The following is a 17,112-nucleotide window of genomic DNA, read 5'->3' as shown; positions in this document are numbered from 1 at the left end:
CGGACCGTGCGCGGTCAACCGATCGTACGGTCGAGCGATCGAGCCATGGACATCGAGCGATCGAGCGATCAAGCGATCGAACGGCAACGGGGGTGCGGTGTGAGCGGGGCCGGGGGGCAGGACGGGTCGTCCGTGTCCGACGAGGAATGGGAGCGGTTCCTCCGTGAATCGGTGACGGGCGCGTCCGGGGCCCCCGTGGAGCCGTCGGCGCGCGCCCGCGAGGTGGAGCGGCGGCTGCGGGAGCGCTCCGGACAGCCGGAGGGCTGGCGTACGTACACGCCGGCCCGGCCCCGGAGCAGGACGGGCTGGTACGTGGCCGGACTGGTGGTGGCCGTGTCCCTCCTGGTCGTGGGCCTCTTCCCGCAGCAGGTCGTCGGCTGGTTCGGCGGCGGCGGACAGGACGGGGCGCCGTTGGCCGCCGAGTCGGAGAGGCCGCGGGAGGCGCCCGGTGCCGAGCCGGACCTGCGCCCCACGCTCGCCGAACCCTTCCGGGGCTCGCCCGCCGCCCGCTGGGCCGACGGAGCGGCCGGGATCAGGGTGCCACCGGCCCGGGCGACCGGCTGGATGGACGCCGCCCAGGTCGAGCGGGCACTGCGCCGGAGCCGGGACTTCCTGGTGGCCGCGAGCCTCGACTCCCGTGTGCTGCGCGGCGAACGGCCCACGAAGGCGATCGCGCTGCTGAACCCGCACCAGAAGGACGTCCAGGACTATCTCCGTGCCGCCCTGTCCCCGACGGCGCCCACGGCCGAGAACGACCCGCTGCTGTTGTTCAGCCGATTCCGGCCGGGCCAGGCCCAGTTGGTCGGTGACGTGGTCAAGACGCGCGGCCGGCTCACGTACCGGGAGGGGAAACGGGGGGCGGTCGAGGTGACGGCGGACGTCACCTTCGTGTACCCGGTCGCCCCGGCGGGCGACAGCGGGCGGGACACCGAGGTCATCCGTACGATCGTGCGCCGCGAGGTGGTGATGAGCTGGGACGACCCGGCCGAGATCGTCACCGAACCGGGAACGCTGTCCCTCGTGTCCTACGTACTCGACATGACCAACGGCGGCTGCTCCGCCCCGACCGGCTACTTCGTGCCGCCCTTCGGCACGGCTGACGAGCAGAACACCGACGAGGGCCGCCGGCTCGATCCGTACGACCGCAGCGAGCCGGTCGGCACGACGGGCACGGGCGACGGTTGCGTGACCGCCACCCGTTCCTAGGGCCTGTCTTCCGGACCGTGCCGGCGTCCTGCCTCAGGTCCAGCCGTAGCGCTCGTGCAGGCGCCGCCGGACCAGGTTGAACCGCATCCGGTCCAGCGCGCACGCCTCGCGGCGCATGCCCTGCTCATGGAGGCGCAGCACCCGGTCGACGTCGACCCAGGACTCCCGGCCGGAGCTGTCCCACGGGCCGCTGCCGATCGCCACCCACTCCCGCTGGTGGTCGTGCCGCTTGCTGGACAGCTGTACCGCGAGGAGCGTGCCCCTGCCGCGCTCCCGGGCCACCACCAGCACCGGCCGGTCCTTGCCCCGTCCGTCGTGCTCCTCGTACGGCACCCACGTCCACACGATCTCGCCGGGGTCCGGGTCGCCGTCGTGGGCGGGGCAGTACTCGGTGTGCACCCGGCCCACCGAGTGCGGATCGATCTCGGTGGTCGCGTGCGGGCCGTAGCGGCCTGGCGTGTTCTCATCGATGAACGCGGTCACGACAGGCACCTTAGAGGGTGCCGCCGCGACCGCGGGTGCCGGTCCGGCTCAGGTTTCGTCGACCTGGACCTTCTGGGCGGAATTCACCGGGACTTTCGGGACAGGGACGGTGGCGCCGTTCACCGGCGACGTCCCGTTCTGGTTCATCGAGGCGAGCAACTGCCGGGCCAGCCCGAGACCCGTGCCGCCCATGGTGAGCGCCTTGGCGAACAGGTCGGCCATGCCGTCGGCGCCGTTGAGCAGCACCATGTTGTCGACGTTGCCGAACGCGGAGGCGCCGGCCCGCACGATCTCCGGCCAGTTCTCGGCGAGTTGCTGGGCGACGACGGCCTCCTGGTTCTCGGCGAGCGCGGCCGCGCGTGCCTTGATGGCCTCCGCCTCGGCGAGTCCCTTCGCCCGCAGCGCCTCCGCCTCGGCGAGTCCCTTGGCCTGGGTGGCGGCCGCCTCGGCCTCGCCGGAGGCCCGGGTCTCGCGGGCCTTCGCCTCGGCCACCGACATCCGCGCGTCGCGCTCGGCGTCGGCGAGGGTGCGCTGCTCGTAGGCCTTGGCGTCGGCGGGCTTGCGCACATCGGCCTGGAGCTGCTGCTCGCGCCGTTGCGCCTCCAGTTCGGCGACGCGCGTCTCCTGGACGACGACCTCCTGCCGGGCGCCCGCCTCGGCGAGCGGGCCCGCCTGCCGGGCCGTGGCGGCGGCCTTGTCCTGCTCGGCCTGGTAGCCGGCCTTGAGGATCTCGCTGTCGCGGGTCGCCTCCGCCATCCGCGCGAACGCCTGCTGCTCCGCCTCGGTGGCCAGCCGGTCGGCCTGCGCCTGCGCGATGCGCGCGTCGCGCCGCACGGCCGCGGTGTGCGGGGCGGAGAGGTTCTTGATGTAGCCGGTCGGGTCCTCGATCTCATGGATCTGCAGCGAGTCGACGATCAGGCCGAGCTTCTCCATCTCGGTGCCGCAGGCCGCCCGCGCCTGCCCGGTGAGCTTCTCACGGTCGCGGATCATGTCCTCGACCGTCAACCCGCCCACGATCGCCCGCAGATGACCGGCGAACACCGTGTGCACCCGCTCCGCCATCAGCTTCTGCTGGTCCAGAAAACGCCGGGCGGCATTGGCGATCGACACGAAGTCGTCGCCGACCTTGAAGATGACCACGCCCCGCACCTTCAGCGGAATGCCCTGGTGCGTGACGCAGTCGACGTGCAGTTCGGTCTGGTTGAGGTCCAGCGACAGCTTGCGCACGGCCTGAACTCCGGGCAGCACCAGCGTGCCCCGGCCGGTGACGATCCGGAACCCCATGCCCTCCTCCAGGCCCTCCAGACGGTGCTTGGAGCCGGAGATGATCAGGGCCTCGTTGGGTTCCGCGACGCGCCACATCAGTTTGAACAGGCCGATCAGAACGAGCAGGGCGGCCAGAGCCGTCCCCGCGACGACGCCGACGAACATCGGCATACACCCCCTGTGCCGGGTGCCTGGCGGCACCGAACGTACCCGGGAGTGTGAGGCACGCCACAGGCGGTGTACAGGGCCCGCCCGGCCGCTGTTGCCCGCTTGGTACGAAGTTCCCGCCGCCTCAACTGCCGTACACGGCCGAGACATAGACGGTCCGCGGCGGCAGGTACTCCACGACCGTCACCACCGTGCCCCGCTCGATGCGCTCCGCGCCGGAGGCCGCGTAGGCGAGGAAGTGCTCGGCGCCGCCGCGCACCCGGACGATCACCTCGCCGACGAGCCCGGGCCCGATCGTGCCGGTGACCCGCCCCAGGAGCCCGACCATCGTGGTGTCGTCCATGGTCACAGCGTACGGGCCGAACGGCCTCACGCGGCCCGGGAATCCACGCCGAGCTCCGGCGGCGGCACCCGCTCGTGCCAGCGCAGCTCCGCCTCCAACCGGGCGGCGAGCGACACCAGGAGGGGCTCACTGGAAGCGGGCCCCAGTAGCTGGGCGCCGACCGGCAGGCCACCGGAGACGAACCCGGCCGGGACGTTCACCCCGGGCCAGCCGAGCACGTTCCACGGCCACGCGTACGGACAGGCCGCGATCATCGCCCGGTCGGTCGCGAACCCCCCGAGCCCCAGCAGGGCCCCGATCCGGGGCGGGGGCGCGGCCGTCGTGGGCGCGAGGATGACGTCGTACGACGTGAAGAACGCGCCGATGCGGCGGTGCAGCACCGCCTCCGCCCGGCGCGCCGCGCGCAGCGGGACACCGCCGAGCAGCCTGCCGAGCCGTGCGGCGTCCCGGGTGCGCGGGTCCAGCAGCGCGGGTGAGGGGGTCTCGCGCACGTACTCGGCGATGCCCGCGGTGGCGCGCGGCACGAAGGTCAGCCCGATCTGCCCGTAGGGCGGGTCGGCCTCCTCCACGGTGTGGCCCAACGCGGCCAGTTTCTCGGCGAGTTCGACGACCCGGGCGCGGATCTCGGCATCGAGGCGGGCGCGCAGCGCGGTGAACGGCGGCTTCAGTGCGAGCGCGATGCGCAGCCGGCCGGGGTCGCGGCCGACGGCGGCCGAGAGGTCCAGCGGCGCGGGCCGGTGCGGGTCGAGCGCGTGGTTGCCGCTCGCGCAGTCCAGCAGCAGGGCCGCGTCGGCGACCGTGCGGGCGAGGGTGCCGTTGACGGTGATGCCCTGGAAGGCCTCGCCGCGCGGCCAGGTCGAGATCCGGCCGCGCTGCGGCTTGATGCCGACCAGGTTCGTCCAGGAGGCGGGGATGCGCACGGAGCCGGCCCCGTCCGAGCCGAGCGCGGCCGGCACCAGACCCGCGGCGACCGCGGCGGCCGAGCCTCCCGACGAACCCCCGGGCGTATGGCCCACGTTCCACGGATTGCGGGTCGCGCCGAACGCGGGCCCCTCCGTGAACGGCCACTGTCCCAGCTCGCAGGTGTTGGTCTTGCCGACGATCACGGCCCCGGCCGCGCGCAGCCGCCGTACCGCCTCCGCGTCCTCGGCGGACGGCGGGAACTCGCCCCGGCAGCCGAACGCGGTCGGCTCGCCCGCCACGTCCATGTCGTCCTTCACCGCGACCGGCACCCCGAGCAGCGGCAGGCGCGCTCTCGCGGCCAGTTGCCGGTCCGCGGCGTCGGCCTCGGCGAGCGCGGCCTCGGCCCGCACCACCCGAAAGGCGTTCAGCGACCCCTGCGTCGCCTCGATGCGGGCCAAGGTCTGCTCGACGAGGACGCGCGAGGTCACCTCCCCGGCGGCCAGCGCACGGGCGGTCTCCGCCAGACCTGCGGCACGGTCGAGCGTCATGGGGGGCACCTCCGGGGACGACCTCGTTGTCCTACCGAACGGTAACGTCAGCAGGGCGGCGGCGGAACGCACTTCACCGCACGAGGTCTTACGGAGCGGTGACGCCACGGGCGCGGCAGGGCCGGCCGGCACCCGACCCGGCCTAGCGTGACGGCATGCGTGTGCTGGTCACCGGCGGAGCCGGGTTCATCGGGTCCCATGTCGTCGAGGCACTGCGCCGCCGCGGGCACGAGGCGGTGAGCTACGACGTCCGGGCGGACCCCGCCGAGGACGTCCGCGACCCCGAAGCGGTCGCCCGGGCGCTGACCGGGGTCGACGCCGTGTGCCACCAGGCGGCGATGGTCGGCCTCGGCAAGGGCGTCGCCGACGCCGCCGCGTACGTCTCGCACAACGACCTGGGCACCGCCGTGCTGCTCGCCGCGATGGCCGAGGCACGGGTGCCGCGTCTGGTGCTGGCCGGGTCGATGGTCGTCTACGGCGAGGGCCGGTACACCTGCCCCCGCCACGGCACCGTACGCCCCGGCCCGCGGGCCGTCGCCGACCTGGACGCGGGACGGTTCGAGCCCGTGTGCCCGCACTGCGGCGCGGACCTGGCCCCCGGCCTCGTCGGCGAGGACGCCCCCGTGGACCCGCGCAACGTGTACGCCACGACCAAGCTCGCCCAGGAGCACCTCGCCGCCGCCTGGGCCCGCTGCACCGGCGGCTCGGCGGTGTCGCTGCGCTACCACAACGTGTACGGGCCCCGGATGCCCCGCGACACCCCGTACGCGGGGGTCGCCTCCTTCTTCCGCTCGGCGCTCGCCCGCGGTGAGGCACCCCGCGTCTTCGAGGACGGGCGCCAGCGGCGCGACTTCGTGCATGTGCGGGACGTGGCCGCGGCCAACGCGCTGGCGCTGGAGGCCGGGTCCGCCCCCGGCGCCCTCACCGCGTACAACACCGGCAGCGGCGAGCCGCACACCGTCGGCGAGATGGCCGAGGCGCTGGCCGCCGCGCACGGCGGGCCCGCGCCCCGCGTCACCGGCGAGTACCGGCTGGGCGACGTACGGCACATCACCGCCGACTCCGCCCGCCTGCGCGCTGCGCTGGGCTGGCGGCCGGAGGTCGGATTCGCGGAGGGCGTGCGGGAGTTCGCGCGGGAGGAGTAGCTGCGGTGCTGTCGGCCGGGTCTTTGCGTTCGCGCGGGAGGAGCGGCTACGGCGCTGTCGGCTGGGCCCTCGGGTTCGCGGGCGGCGTGCGGGAGCAGTGGTCACGGCGCCGTCGGCCGGAGCCCCGCGGATCCGCGGACGGCGTACTTCTCGCGGGTGAAGTAATTGCGGCGCTGTCGGCTGGGTCCCTCGGATGCGCGGACGTCCTATGGGAGTTTGCGCGGCAGCAGCAGCTACGGCGCCGTAGGCAGGACCACCTCGAAGCGGCAACCGCCCGGGATGTTGCGGACCGTGGCCCGGCCCCGGTGGGCCTCGACGATGCCGCGGACGATGGCGAGGCCGAGCCCCGCGCCCGCCGGGGGCGTCCGGGCGTCGGTGCCCCGCCAGCCGGTGTCGAAGACGCGCGCCAGGTCCTCCTCGGGGATGCCGCCGCAGCCGTCCGAGACGGACAGCACGACCCCTTCGGGTGAGCGCTCGGCCGTCACCGCGACCGTGCCGTCGGCCGGGGTCCGCCGGATCGCGTTGACCAGCAGATTCCCCAGCACCCGGCTCATCTCCTTGCCGTCCACCTCGACGGGCACCGGCTCGACACGGCCGCCCACCAGCCGCACCCCGTGCTCCCGCGCGAGCGGGTCCGCCCCGGCCAGCGCGTCGCCGACCAGGTCGTACAGGGACATCCGGGTGGGCGCCAGGGCGAGCGCGCCCGCGTGGATCCGGGACAGCTCGAAGAGGTCGCCGACCATGTCGTTGAGGCGCTCGACCTCGGTGCGCATCTGCCGCAGATAGCGGGGCGGGTCGGTGGCCACGCCGTCCTCCAGCGCCTCCGACATCGCGCGCAGCCCGGCCAACGGGGTGCGCAGATCGTGCGAGATCCAGGCGACGAGCTCGCGCCGCGAGGTCTCGAGGGCCCGCTCCCGCTCCCGGGACTCGGCGAGCTTGGCGCTGGTGGCGGCCAACTCCCGGCTGAGCGCGTCCAGTTCGGCGGTGGTCGGCCCGTCGGGCGCAGCGAAGGCGCCGCCGTCGCCGAAGGAGCGGGCCGCGACGGCGAGGTCCCGGCTGCGGGCGACGACCCAGCGGGCCAGCAGCAGCGCGGTCGCCAGCGACACCACGGCCGCCATGGCGACGACGGTCGTGACAACGGTCAGGTCGTGCGGGGACAGGAACATCGCCCACGCCACGGCGAGGGTCCCCGCCAGCATCGCGACCACCCCGACCGCCGCGACCACGGCGAGCGAGGCGGTCAGCGAGCGCCGCCGGATCAGGAAGAGGACGCCCGCCCCGGCCAGACCGGTGGCGGCGGCGCCCGCGAAGGCGTACAGGGCGATGAGAAGAGCGTCCGGCATCGGTCAGTCCTCCTCCGTGCCCGGCTCGAAGCGGTACCCCACGCCCCACACCGTCTGGATGAGGCGAGGACGGGCCGGATCGTCCTCGACCTTGCCGCGCAGCCGGCGGATGTGCACCGTCACCGTCGACAGGTCGCCGAACTCCCAGCCCCACACCTCCCGCATCAGCTCCTCGCGGCCGAACGCCCGCCCCGGATGGCGCAGGAAGAACAGCAGCAGGTCGAACTCCCGCAGGGTGAGGGTGAGTTCGGAGCCGTCCTTGGTGACCCGGCGGGCGTCCGGGTCGATGCTCAGCCCGGCCGCGGTCACCCGATGTCCCGAGGGCGCGGGGCGGCTGCGGCGCAGCACCGACTCCACGCGCAGCACCAGTTCGCGGGGGCTGAACGGCTTGGTGACGTAGTCGTCCGCACCGACCTCCAGGCCCAGGATGCGGTCGTCCTCGTCGCCGCGCGCGGTCAGCATGATCACCGGCACGGGACCGCGTCCGCGCAGCCGCCGGCACACCTCCAGGCCGTCCATGCCGGGCAGCATCAGATCCAGCACCACCAGGTCGGGCCGGTGGGCCGCGGCCCGGGTGAGGGCGGTCGGACCGTCGTCCGCGCGGTCGACGACATAACCGGCCCGGTCCAGGTATCCGGCCACGACCTCGGAGACGGTCGGATCGTCGTCGACGACCAGGACCCGGGCCGACGAAGGGCCCTGGCGGTGCGCCCCGGAGGGCTCGTGCGGCTGCTGCATGACCCCAGCCTCGCATCCCTGCCGGGAGGCGGATCGCGCACGGACGCGACGTCCGCGTTTCGTAAGGAGCACGCGCCCGGAATGTCCGGATCGGATGCGTAGGGTGAAAGCGTGACGCCCCTTCCACCGCCCCTTCCACCGGCCCTTCCACCGGACGTCGACGTGGTGCTTCCCTGCCTGGACGAGGCCGAGGCCCTGCCCTGGGTGCTGCGGCGCATTCCGCCGGGCTGGCGCGCGCTGGTCGTCGACAACGGCTCCACCGACGGCTCCCCGCACATCGCCCGCGCGCTCGGCGCGACCGTCCTGCACGAGCCGCGCCGCGGCTTCGGCGCCGCCTGCCACACCGGGCTGATGGCGGCCACCGCCGACATCGTCTGCTTCTGCGACTGCGACGCCTCCCTCGACCCGGCGCTCCTCGTGCCGTTCGTCCGCGAGATCCTCGCCGGCGAGGCCGACCTGGTGCTCGGCCGGCGGCGCCCGGTCCGGCGCGGCACCTGGCCCGCCCACGCCCGCGCCGGCAACCTCGCGCTCACCCGGCTGCTGCGCCGCCGCAGCGGGCTGCGCCTGCACGACCTGGGCCCGCTGCGCGCCGCCCGCCGCGCGGACCTGCTCGCCCTCGGCCTCACCGACCGGCGCAGCGGCTACCCCCTGCAGATGGTCGTCCGCGCCGCCGACGCCGGCTGGCGCGTCAGCGAGCACGACGTGCCCTATCTGCCCCGCTCCGGTGCCTCCAAGGTGACCGGCACCTGGCGGGGCACCTGGCAGGCCGTCCGCGACATGAGCCGCGTCCTCGCCGAACCCCCGGCGACCGAAAGGGCCGTACGGTGACCACCACCCTCCTCGTCATCGCCAAGGAACCCCGCCCCGGCCGGGTCAAGACCCGCCTCACCCCGCCCTTCACCCCCGAGGAGGCCGCCCGGCTCGCCGAGGCCTCGCTCGCCGACACCCTCCACGCCGTGGCCGCCACCCCGGCCGACCGGCGCGTCCTCGCCCTCGACGGCACGCCCGGGCCCTGGCTGCCGTACGGCTTCGACGTCGTGCCGCAGTGCGCGGGCACCCTGGACGAGCGGCTCGCGGACGCCTTCGCGCACTGCTGCGGGCCGACGCTGCTCATCGGCATGGACACCCCGCAGGTGACGCCCGGCCTGCTCACCGTCGACCTCACGGCGTACGACGCCTGCTTCGGCCCGGCCGAGGACGGCGGCTTCTGGGCGCTGGGCCTCGCCGAGCCCGACCCGGGGCTGCTGCGGGGCGTGCCCATGTCCACGCCGGACACCGGGGCCGTACAGCGGGAGCGGCTCGTCGCGGCCGGGCTCCGGGTGCGCGACCTGCCCCGGCTGCGGGACGTCGACACCGCAGCCGACGCGCACGCGGTCGCGGCACTCGCCCCCAACGGCCGGTTCGCCGCCCGGCTGGCCCGCTGCACGACGGCGGCCGACCGGTGACCACCACGGTCCCGGCCTGGGCGGCCGCCGACCCCTACGCCGCCGCCCTGCGCGCCGGCCGCGGCCCGCTGTTCCTGCGCCGCAGCGACGGCTGGCTGCTGCCGCTGGAGGTGGAACGCTGGTGCGCACGGGCGGACGCGGCCGACCGGAAGGCGCTCGACCGCTGTGAGGGCGCCGTCCTCGACATCGGCTGCGGGCCCGGCCGGCTGGTCGTCGAACTCGCCGCGCACGGCCGGACCGTCCTCGGCATCGACGTCAGCCAGGCCGCCGTCGACCACACCGTCCGCCTCGGCGGGGCGGCGCTGCGCCGCTCGGTGTTCGACCCGCTGCCCGCCGAGGGCCGCTGGGGCACGCTGCTGCTGATGGACGGCAACATCGGCATCGGCGGCGAACCCCGCGCCCTGCTTCAGCGGGCGGCCCGGCTGCTGCGCCCCGCCGGGCTGCTGATCGCCGAGACCGACCCGGCGGACGTCGACGAACGCGTCCAGGTGCAGGTCGTCGACGTCACCGACGCCCGCCGCGCGACGGGCGGCGCGTTCCCCTGGGCCCGGCTCGGCACCCCCGCCCTGCTGCGGCTGGCCGGGGAGGCGGGCTGGAGCACCGTGGCTCAGTGGGACGCGGGCGGGCGCCGCTTCGTCGCCCTGCGCAGCCGGACCGCCAGCAGCAGCGCCGAACCACCGAAGAGGACGGCCGTGATCAGCAGCCAGCGGGCCAGGAAGCCGTCCGGCGACAGCGCGGTCACCGACCGGTAGCGCCGGTCCACCATCCCGCAGATCAGCGGGAACCACACCAGCAGCAGCAACGCCGACAGGGCCGCCGGCACCCGCACGTATCCCACCCACGGCCGGCGGCCGGCCGTCTCCAGCCCCCGTACGACGGCCCGGTCCACGGTCGCGTACAGCGGCAGCAGCACCAGGTCGTGCAGCAGCGCGGCGCCCACGAACCACAGGGCCACACCGAACCAGTCGCCGTCGAGCAGCCGCACCCCCGCGTAACCGGCGAGCGCGAACGAGCAGGCGAGCAGCAGCAGTTGCAGTGGGCTGCCGAGCGGCAGTCGGGCGCGCATCACAGGTCTCCGAAGGTCAGCCGGGCCACCCACTTGGTGTTCAGCACCCCGGGCGCGGCGGGCACGATGATCCGCGCCGGATGGCCGTGGTCGGGGGAGAGCGGCTCGCCGTTGACGTACAGGGCGAGCAGCGAGCGCTCGTCGGCGACCTGGTTGGCGCGCAGGGCCGCCCGCCGGAACGCGCCGTGCCGCTGGAGCGACTCGACGAACAGGTCCGGCGGGTCCTGTCCCTCGCCGACGAGCGCCGCGAGGTCCCGCAGCCGTACGCCGCGCCACCACTGGTCCGACGTGGACCAGCCCTCCACGCACGCGATCGGCAGCGCGGCGCTGTGCAGCGGAAGTCGCAGCAGCTCGGCGCGGCTGAGCCGGACCGTGCCGGTGCGGCCGGTGACGACCAGCCGCCATGCCTCCTCGCTCGTCTCGGCCGCGTCGATCCCGGCGTAGCGGGCCGTCTTGTTGATCTGGAAGCCGTTCGGGCCGCTGCCGGGCTCCGCCCCGCCGTGCGGCGCGAGCAGCGCGGTGCGCCGCAGCAGCCCGTCGAAGTTCTGCCCCACCGTCGTGGCGAACAGCAGCAGCGAACCGCCCCCGACGAACCACAGCGCACCCCGCCGCGACACGGTCGGCTCCGCCGGGCGCGGGGAGACGAGATCGTCCGCCTCGCCCCTCATCCGCCGCAGATTCCGTACGGCCATGGGGAACTTGAGGGCGGTGTGCGCGGCGAACGCGGCGAAGAACACCCACGCGCCGTAGAAGTGCAGCGGATAGAAGGAGCCGGGGAAGACATAGTCCAGCTGGACGTTCAGCACCCCGGTGACGAACTCGAACAGCCCGCCGCCCACCAGGAGCAGCAGCGAGATCCGCTCCAGTGCGTGCGCCAGGGAGCGGGCCGGCGGCAGGGTGAACAGCCTCGGCACCACCGACCACAGCTTGGCCAGCAGGACGGGGATCAGGGTGAGGCCGAGCGTGACGTGCACGCCCTGGTTCAGCCGGTACAGCCAGTGCGGGTCGGTCGGCCAGGCGAAGAGGTAGAAGCCCAGCAGGCCCTTGTCCGGCGTCTTGTCGTTCACCGGCGACAGATCCGGGTTGTAGGCGGCGTAGGAGACGAGACCGGTCAGGAACAGCACCGTGATCCCGGCCAGCAGGACCAGCCCGAGAACCGAGGTGAACCAGGGGCCGCGCAGCGGGCTGCGCCAGAAGCCGGGGGAGGTGGGGAGCCGTGGAGCGTCGCGCATGACTCGACCGTAGGCCGCCCGCGCCCCCTCACCGGGTGTGCGACGCATGACGAAACGCTGACGTCCGGCCGCGGTGCCGGGTCCCGCCCGCCCGTCCGGCCTAGCGTGCCGGTGTGACCCGCTCCCCGCGCCGAGATGTGCCCCGACGCCAGTGCCGCGATGTGCAGCGAGATCGCTGCGGAGACCTGCGCCGAGATCTGTACGCCGTCCTGGCCGCCGCGCTGCTCGTGACCGCGGCCGTGCTGGTCGGCCGGCACCTCCAGGACACCCGGCACACGCTGTTCGTGAACTGGCCGCCGCTGCTGGCCGACTGGGAGCCGCACCTCGGCCCCGGCACGCCCGCGGCGCTGCTGGTCGCGGCGGCCGTGGTGGCGTACGGCCCGGCGCTCGCCGTCCGGCTGTCCTGGCGCGCGCTGCTCGCGGCGGCCTGGGCGACCGGCCTGGCCTGGACCGTCTCACTCGCCCTGGTCGACGGCTGGCACCGGGGGATCGCCGAGCAGCTCACCACCCGCAGCGAGTATCTGCGGTCCGTCGGCCGCTTCGACGACATCCCGGCCACCCTGCGGGACTTCACCGCGCACATCCTCATCGACACCCCCGACAACTGGCCCGCCCATGTCGCGGGCCACCCGCCCGGCGCCACCCTCACCTTCGTGCTGCTCGACCGGATCGGGCTGCACGGCGGCGGCTGGGCCGGGATGTGGTGCATCACGCTCGGCGCGACGGCCTGTCTCGCCGTGCTCGTCGCCGTGCGCGCGCTGGTGGGGGAGGACCCGGCCCGGCGGGCCGCGCCCTTCCTGGTCCTGGCCCCGGCCGCGGTGTGGATGGGCACCTCGGCGGACGCGTACTTCGCGGCGGTCGCCGCCTGGGCCGTGGCCCTCCTCGCCCTCGCGGTCACCGGCGGCCCGGCCGGCTGGGCGGCGGGCTCGGGTCTGCTGTTCGGGCTGGCCTGCTATCTCTCGTACGGTCTGACGCTGATGGCGTTCCTCGGCGCGGCCGTGCTGCTGCTGGGCCGGGAGGGCGTCCGTGCGCGGCTCCTGCCGCTGTGCGGCCTCTTCCTCGCCGGACTCGCCGTCGTCCCGGCCGCGTTCACGCTCGCCGGCTTCGACTGGTGGGAGGCGTACCGCCTGCTGGTCACCCGTTACCACCAGGGCGCGGGCGGAGTCCGTCCCTACGGCTACTGGGTGTGGGCCAATCTCGCCTGCGCGGTGCTGATCGTCGGTCCGGCCACGGTGGCGGGGCTGCGGCGGGCCGGGGCGGCTCTGCGCGGGCGCGGTCCGGCCACGGTGGCGGGGGCGCGGCGGGCCGGGGCGGTTCTGCGCGGGCGGGCCCGGCTCGCGGTGCTGGTGTCCGCCGCCGTGCTCGCGGTGCTGGTCGCCGACCTCTCCGGCATGAGCAAGGCCGAGACGGAACGCATCTGGCTGCCCTTCGCCCTGTGGCTCCTGCCGTCCTGCGCGTTCCTCACCCGTCCCCGCGCCTGGCTCGCCGCCCAGGCCGTTCTCGCCCTGCTCCTCAACCATCTGCTGCGCACCGGGTGGTGACCGGGACCGGCGCGGCGGAGGCTTGAGGCATGACGATCGACGTGACGGCCGAGCGTGTCCTCCCCCTGCCCCCGGAACGCGTCGCCGCCTACGCCATGGACTGGCGGCACGACGCCGAGTGGACCCAGGGCATCCGCACCGCGGAGCTGACCCGGGAGGCGGACACGGGCGGCTTCGGCACCGGCGCCGAGGTCACCCGCACCGCGTACTTCCTGGGCCGGCGCATCGACTACGTCCTGCGGGTCGCCGCGTACGAGCCGCCGGGGCTGCTGGACATGGTCTCCGTTGCGGGCCCGATGCCGATGCGCGTCACCTACACCTTCGAGGCCCACCCGCGGGGCACGCTCGCCCGCATTCGGGTGCGGGGCGGCGGAGGCGGCCTCTACCGCATGGCGGCGCCGCTGCTCGCCCGGCAGGTGCGCGGCAGCCTCGTCAAGGACCTGCGCGATCTGGAGGCACGGCTCACCGGGCAGGACTGACTCGTGCGGTTATGGACCTGTCGATCATGCCTGCTTTGGCTCTGTCGGCCGGACCATTGCGGCGGGACAGTGGGAACGTCCGAAAGCTGGAGCGGAGGTTCCCGTGAGTGTCGCCTTTCTGTTGACCACCCTCGTCGTGGTGATCACCCCCGGCACCGGCGTGGTGTACACGCTGGCCGCCGGCCTGTCCCATGGCCGCAGGGCGAGTGTGATCGCCGCCTTCGCCTGCACGCTCGGCATCGTGCCGCACCTGCTGGCGACGGTCACCGGGCTCGCCGCGCTGCTGCACACCAGCGCCGTCGCCTACGAGACCGTGAAGTACCTCGGCGTCGGCTATCTGCTGTACATGGCGTGGGCGACCCTGCGCGACCGCGACGCGCTGACGGTCGCCGCGCAGAGCGAGCCGCGGTCCGCCGCCCGCGTGATCGCCTCCGGGGTGCTGCTCAACCTGCTCAACCCCAAGCTGACGATGTTCTTCGTCGCCTTCCTCCCGCAGTTCGTGCCCGCCGGCGCCGAGGGCTCCGCCGGGCAGATGCTGCGGCTCGGCGCCGTCTTCATGGCCCTCACCTTCGTGGTCTTCGCCGCCTACGGGCTGTGCGCCGCGGCCGTACGCGACCGTGTGCTCGCGCGCCCCGGGGTACTGACCGGCATCCGCCGGGTGTTCGCCGTCTGCTTCGTGGGCCTGAGCGCCCGGCTGGCGGTGGCGTGAGCATGCGCTTCCGGCACGCCGACACCCTGCGCTCGCAGTACCCCGAACTCACCGCGGGCGTGCTCTACGCCGACCGCGTCGACGCCGCCGCCGACACCGGCCCGGCCACCGCCTCGTACACCGCGCGGGCGACGGCCCGGCTGGCCGGGGCCACCGAGGGCGAGTTCCCCGAAGTCCTCGCCTGGCGGCGGACGTTCAGCCGGATGGGGCTGAAGCCGACGCAAGTCCGGTGCGCCTCGGAGTCCCTGCTGCGCCGGCTCCGCAAGGAGGGGACCCTGCCCCGCATCCACCCCGTGGTCGACCTGTGCAACGCCGTCTCGGTCGCCTACGCCGTCCCGGTGGCCGCCCTCGACGCCGACCGCATCGCCGGTCCGCTGCTGGAGGTGCGGCACGCCCGGGGCGACGAGCACTACACGCCCTTCGGCGGCGGCACCGAGCATCCCGCGCCCGGCGAGGTCACCTTCGTCGACTCCGAGGGACGTGCCCACGCCCGCCGCTGGACCCACCGGCAGAGCGGCCACTCCGCGGTGGGCCCGCACACCCGGCGCATCCTCGTGGTGACGGAGGCCATGCACGACGAAGGCGCCCTGGCCGTACCGGAGTTGCTGAAGACGCTCGCCGCGGAACTGACCGCGCACTGGCCGACCGGCACCGAGACGGCCGTACTCACCGCCACGGAGCCGGAGTTCACCTTCCCGGACTGAGGGCCGCCGCCCATGACACCATCGACGCGATGAACGAACCCTCCGGGCCCGGCTCCGACTTCCTCCAGCTCGACGCCGCTGCCGTGCCCGCCGTCGGCAAGGCGGACTGGCTCGCCGGGCGGCTGCGCGGGGCGATCGCCGACGGCCGGCTCACGGTCGGCAGCAGACTGCCGTCCACCCGGGTGCTGGCCGGCGAACTCGGCCTGTCCCGGGGGGTGGTGACCGAGGCCTACCGGCGGCTCGCCGAGGACGGCCATGTGGAGGGGCGCCGCCGCGGCGGCACGGTCGTGGTCGCCGTGCCCCGCCCGGCACCGCAGGCCCCCGCGCGTCCGGCCGGCCCGGCACCCGCGTCCCTGTTCACGGGCACACCCACCGTGGACGTCTTCGACGCCCTGCGCACCGCGCCCGCCCGCGTCGACTTCACCCCGGGCCGCCCCGACCTCGCCGTCTTCCCGCGCACCGCCTGGCTGCGCGCCGAACGGTCCGTGCTGGCCGAGCTGTCCGCCGACACCCTCGGCTACGGCGACCCGCGCGGGGCACCGCGACTGCGCCGGGCCGTCGCCGACTGGCTCGCCCGAAGCCGGGGCATCCGCGTCGCCCCGGACGAGGTACTGGTCCTGGCCGGCACCTCCCAGGCGCTCACCCTGCTGAACCCGGTCCTGCGCGCGGACGGCATCGACGCCGTCGCCGTCGAGGAGCCCAGCTCGCTCGGTGCCCGCCAGCACCTGCTGCACGGCGGCATGGCCACCCCGCCGGTGCCGGTCGACGAGCACGGCGTCCGCGTCGACGCCCTGCGCGCAACCGGGGCCCGGGCGGTTCTCCTCACGCCCGCCCACCAGTTCCCCACCGGCGTCGTGACCAGCGGAGAGCGCCGCCGTGAGCTGCTGCGCTGGGCGCAGGAGGGCGGCCTGATCCTGGAGGACGACTACGACGCCGAGCACCGCTACGACCGACCGCCGGTGCCCGCGCTGCGCGCCCTGCTCGCCGACCAGGTCTGCTATCTCGGCAGCGTGTCCAAGCTGCTCGCGCCCGCGCTGCGCATCGGCTGGGCGGTCCCGCCGCCCCGGTACCGCGCCGCCCTCACCGACATCAAGCGGTTCACCGACCTCGGCAACCCGGTGCTGCCGCAACTGGTGCTGGCCCGACTGATGGAGTCCGGCGAGCTGGAGCGCCATCTGCGGATGCTGCGGGGCCGGCACCGGCGCCGCCGGGACGCGATGATCGCCGCCGTCGCCGAGCATCTGCCCGGAGCGGTGGCGCACGGCGCTGCCGCCGGACTGCACCTCACCGTCACCTACGCGCCGGACGTGCCCGACACCGAGCTGGCCGGAGCCGCGCTCGCCCGCGGGGTGAAGTGCCAGCCGCTGTCCTGGCACCGCCAGTCGCCCGGCCGCCCCGGCCTCGTCCTCGGCTACTCGGCGACCCCGCCGGGCGTCATCGCCGACGGAGTCGCGACGCTGGGCCGCGCACTGCGCGAACTGAGCGCCTGACTACCCCCACGGGGTATCAACTTCCTTCTCCGGAACCCTTGCACGCACATACGGGTGGGGGGTATATCTATGTCTCGCAGATACCCCCCCGGGGTATCGTGCACTCCGGGAAAGCAAGTCCGATCCGAGGAGGAACCATGTCCGGCTGCTGCACCCCCGAAGGCACCTGCCACACCGAACCGGCTGAGGAGACCGTCCAGGTCGTCACGACCACCGGTGAGCCGGCCGAGCCGCCCGTCGAGAGCCTCGTCGAGGCCGACCGGCGCTCCGTGGGCGGCGTGCCCGCCTGATCGACACCCGGCG

Annotated in this window: 18 protein-coding genes; 11 read left to right on the top strand and 7 right to left on the bottom strand. The window is 74.6% G+C overall.

The annotated features are described in order from the left end of the window. The first annotated feature begins 132 nt into the window (after positions 1-132). Entirely contained in the window at positions 133-1,206 is a 1,074-nt protein-coding gene (locus ACIQ6Y_RS01580; protein WP_404031297.1) for a hypothetical protein, read from the top strand. Positions 1,207-1,239: 33 nt separating this feature from the next. Here the strand turns inward: ACIQ6Y_RS01580 and ACIQ6Y_RS01575 are convergent, their stop codons facing one another. The 4 genes from ACIQ6Y_RS01575 to ACIQ6Y_RS01560 all read right to left on the bottom strand — a co-directional run bounded on the left by ACIQ6Y_RS01575 (position 1,240) and on the right by ACIQ6Y_RS01560 (position 4,917). Then, positions 1,240-1,689, bottom strand: coding sequence for a type II toxin-antitoxin system PemK/MazF family toxin (locus ACIQ6Y_RS01575; protein ID WP_404031295.1), 450 nt, complete (start codon positions 1,687-1,689; stop codon positions 1,240-1,242). Between the two features lie 48 nt (positions 1,690-1,737). Continuing rightward, positions 1,738-3,126: a flotillin family protein gene (locus ACIQ6Y_RS01570; protein WP_404031292.1), complete on the bottom strand. Its 1,389-nt coding sequence runs from the start codon at positions 3,124-3,126 to the stop codon at positions 1,738-1,740. Positions 3,127-3,247: 121 nt separating this feature from the next. Further along, positions 3,248-3,466: a hypothetical protein gene (locus ACIQ6Y_RS01565; protein WP_404031289.1), complete on the bottom strand. Its 219-nt coding sequence runs from the start codon at positions 3,464-3,466 to the stop codon at positions 3,248-3,250. Between the two features lie 26 nt (positions 3,467-3,492). Continuing rightward, on the bottom strand, positions 3,493-4,917 hold the full coding sequence (locus ACIQ6Y_RS01560; protein WP_404031287.1) for an amidase: 1,425 nt from the start codon (positions 4,915-4,917) through the stop codon (positions 3,493-3,495). 155 nt (positions 4,918-5,072) lie between these two features. Here ACIQ6Y_RS01560 and ACIQ6Y_RS01555 point away from each other — a divergent pair, with 155 nt between their 5' ends. After that, the gene (locus ACIQ6Y_RS01555) at positions 5,073-6,062 is read left to right on the top strand and encodes an NAD-dependent epimerase/dehydratase family protein (RefSeq protein WP_404031285.1); all 990 of its coding nucleotides are present in this window, start codon (positions 5,073-5,075) and stop codon (positions 6,060-6,062) included. Positions 6,063-6,295: 233 nt separating this feature from the next. Here ACIQ6Y_RS01555 and ACIQ6Y_RS01550 read toward each other — a convergent pair whose 3' ends face one another. Both ACIQ6Y_RS01550 and ACIQ6Y_RS01545 read right to left on the bottom strand, forming a co-directional pair. Next, positions 6,296-7,405 carry a sensor histidine kinase gene (locus ACIQ6Y_RS01550; protein WP_404031282.1) on the bottom strand — a complete coding sequence of 370 codons (1,110 nt, stop codon included), beginning with the start codon at positions 7,403-7,405 and terminating at the stop codon, positions 6,296-6,298. Positions 7,406-7,408: 3 nt separating this feature from the next. Beyond that, positions 7,409-8,143 (bottom strand): response regulator transcription factor, encoded by a 735-nt coding sequence (locus ACIQ6Y_RS01545; protein ID WP_404031280.1) that lies wholly within the window; start codon positions 8,141-8,143, stop codon positions 7,409-7,411. A 111-nt stretch (positions 8,144-8,254) separates the two neighbouring features. Here ACIQ6Y_RS01545 and ACIQ6Y_RS01540 point away from each other — a divergent pair, with 111 nt between their 5' ends. Genes ACIQ6Y_RS01540 through ACIQ6Y_RS01530 form a run of 3 tightly spaced genes read left to right on the top strand, consistent with a single transcriptional unit; the run spans position 8,255 to position 10,340 of the window. After that, positions 8,255-8,971 carry a glycosyltransferase family 2 protein gene (locus ACIQ6Y_RS01540; RefSeq protein WP_404031277.1) on the top strand — a complete coding sequence of 239 codons (717 nt, stop codon included), beginning with the start codon at positions 8,255-8,257 and terminating at the stop codon, positions 8,969-8,971. Continuing rightward, positions 8,968-9,588 carry a DUF2064 domain-containing protein gene (locus ACIQ6Y_RS01535; protein WP_404031274.1) on the top strand — a complete coding sequence of 207 codons (621 nt, stop codon included), beginning with the start codon at positions 8,968-8,970 and terminating at the stop codon, positions 9,586-9,588. Before ACIQ6Y_RS01540 ends, ACIQ6Y_RS01535 begins: the two co-directional genes overlap by 4 nt. Beyond that, positions 9,585-10,340 carry a class I SAM-dependent methyltransferase gene (locus ACIQ6Y_RS01530; RefSeq protein ID WP_404031272.1) on the top strand — a complete coding sequence of 252 codons (756 nt, stop codon included), beginning with the start codon at positions 9,585-9,587 and terminating at the stop codon, positions 10,338-10,340. Before ACIQ6Y_RS01535 ends, ACIQ6Y_RS01530 begins: the two co-directional genes overlap by 4 nt. A 313-nt stretch (positions 10,341-10,653) precedes the next feature. On the opposite strand, the gene ACIQ6Y_RS01525 is transcribed toward ACIQ6Y_RS01530, so the two are convergent. Beyond that, positions 10,654-11,886: a molybdopterin-dependent oxidoreductase gene (locus tag ACIQ6Y_RS01525; protein ID WP_404031269.1), complete on the bottom strand. Its 1,233-nt coding sequence runs from the start codon at positions 11,884-11,886 to the stop codon at positions 10,654-10,656. A gap of 161 nt (positions 11,887-12,047) precedes the next feature. Here ACIQ6Y_RS01525 and ACIQ6Y_RS01520 point away from each other — a divergent pair, with 161 nt between their 5' ends. The 6 genes from ACIQ6Y_RS01520 (at position 12,048) to ACIQ6Y_RS01495 (ending at position 17,099) form a co-directional block, all read left to right on the top strand. Next, positions 12,048-13,427, top strand: coding sequence for a hypothetical protein (locus ACIQ6Y_RS01520; protein WP_404031267.1), 1,380 nt, complete (start codon positions 12,048-12,050; stop codon positions 13,425-13,427). A gap of 29 nt (positions 13,428-13,456) precedes the next feature. Then, entirely contained in the window at positions 13,457-13,906 is a 450-nt protein-coding gene (locus tag ACIQ6Y_RS01515) for an SRPBCC family protein (protein ID WP_404031264.1), read from the top strand. 103 nt (positions 13,907-14,009) lie between these two features. Continuing rightward, complete coding sequence (locus tag ACIQ6Y_RS01510; RefSeq protein WP_404031262.1) at positions 14,010-14,615, top strand: LysE family translocator; 606 nt, start codon at positions 14,010-14,012, stop codon at positions 14,613-14,615. A 2-nt stretch (positions 14,616-14,617) separates the two neighbouring features. Beyond that, positions 14,618-15,319: a B3/4 domain-containing protein gene (locus ACIQ6Y_RS01505; RefSeq protein WP_404031259.1), complete on the top strand. Its 702-nt coding sequence runs from the start codon at positions 14,618-14,620 to the stop codon at positions 15,317-15,319. 29 nt (positions 15,320-15,348) lie between these two features. Then, a complete protein-coding gene (locus ACIQ6Y_RS01500) occupies positions 15,349-16,809 on the top strand; it encodes a PLP-dependent aminotransferase family protein (RefSeq protein ID WP_404031257.1) in 1,461 nt (486 codons plus the stop codon). A gap of 137 nt (positions 16,810-16,946) precedes the next feature. Further along, the gene (locus ACIQ6Y_RS01495) at positions 16,947-17,099 is read left to right on the top strand and encodes a hypothetical protein (protein WP_404031254.1); all 153 of its coding nucleotides are present in this window, start codon (positions 16,947-16,949) and stop codon (positions 17,097-17,099) included. Positions 17,100-17,112: the final 13 nt, after the last annotated feature.

It is taken from the genome of Streptomyces sp. NPDC096205, from assembly GCF_044763135.1.
Classification (GTDB): domain Bacteria; phylum Actinomycetota; class Actinomycetes; order Streptomycetales; family Streptomycetaceae; genus Streptomyces.
The sequence above is the reverse complement of the archived record's forward strand: the minus strand, read 5'-3'. Positions and strand labels throughout refer to the sequence as shown.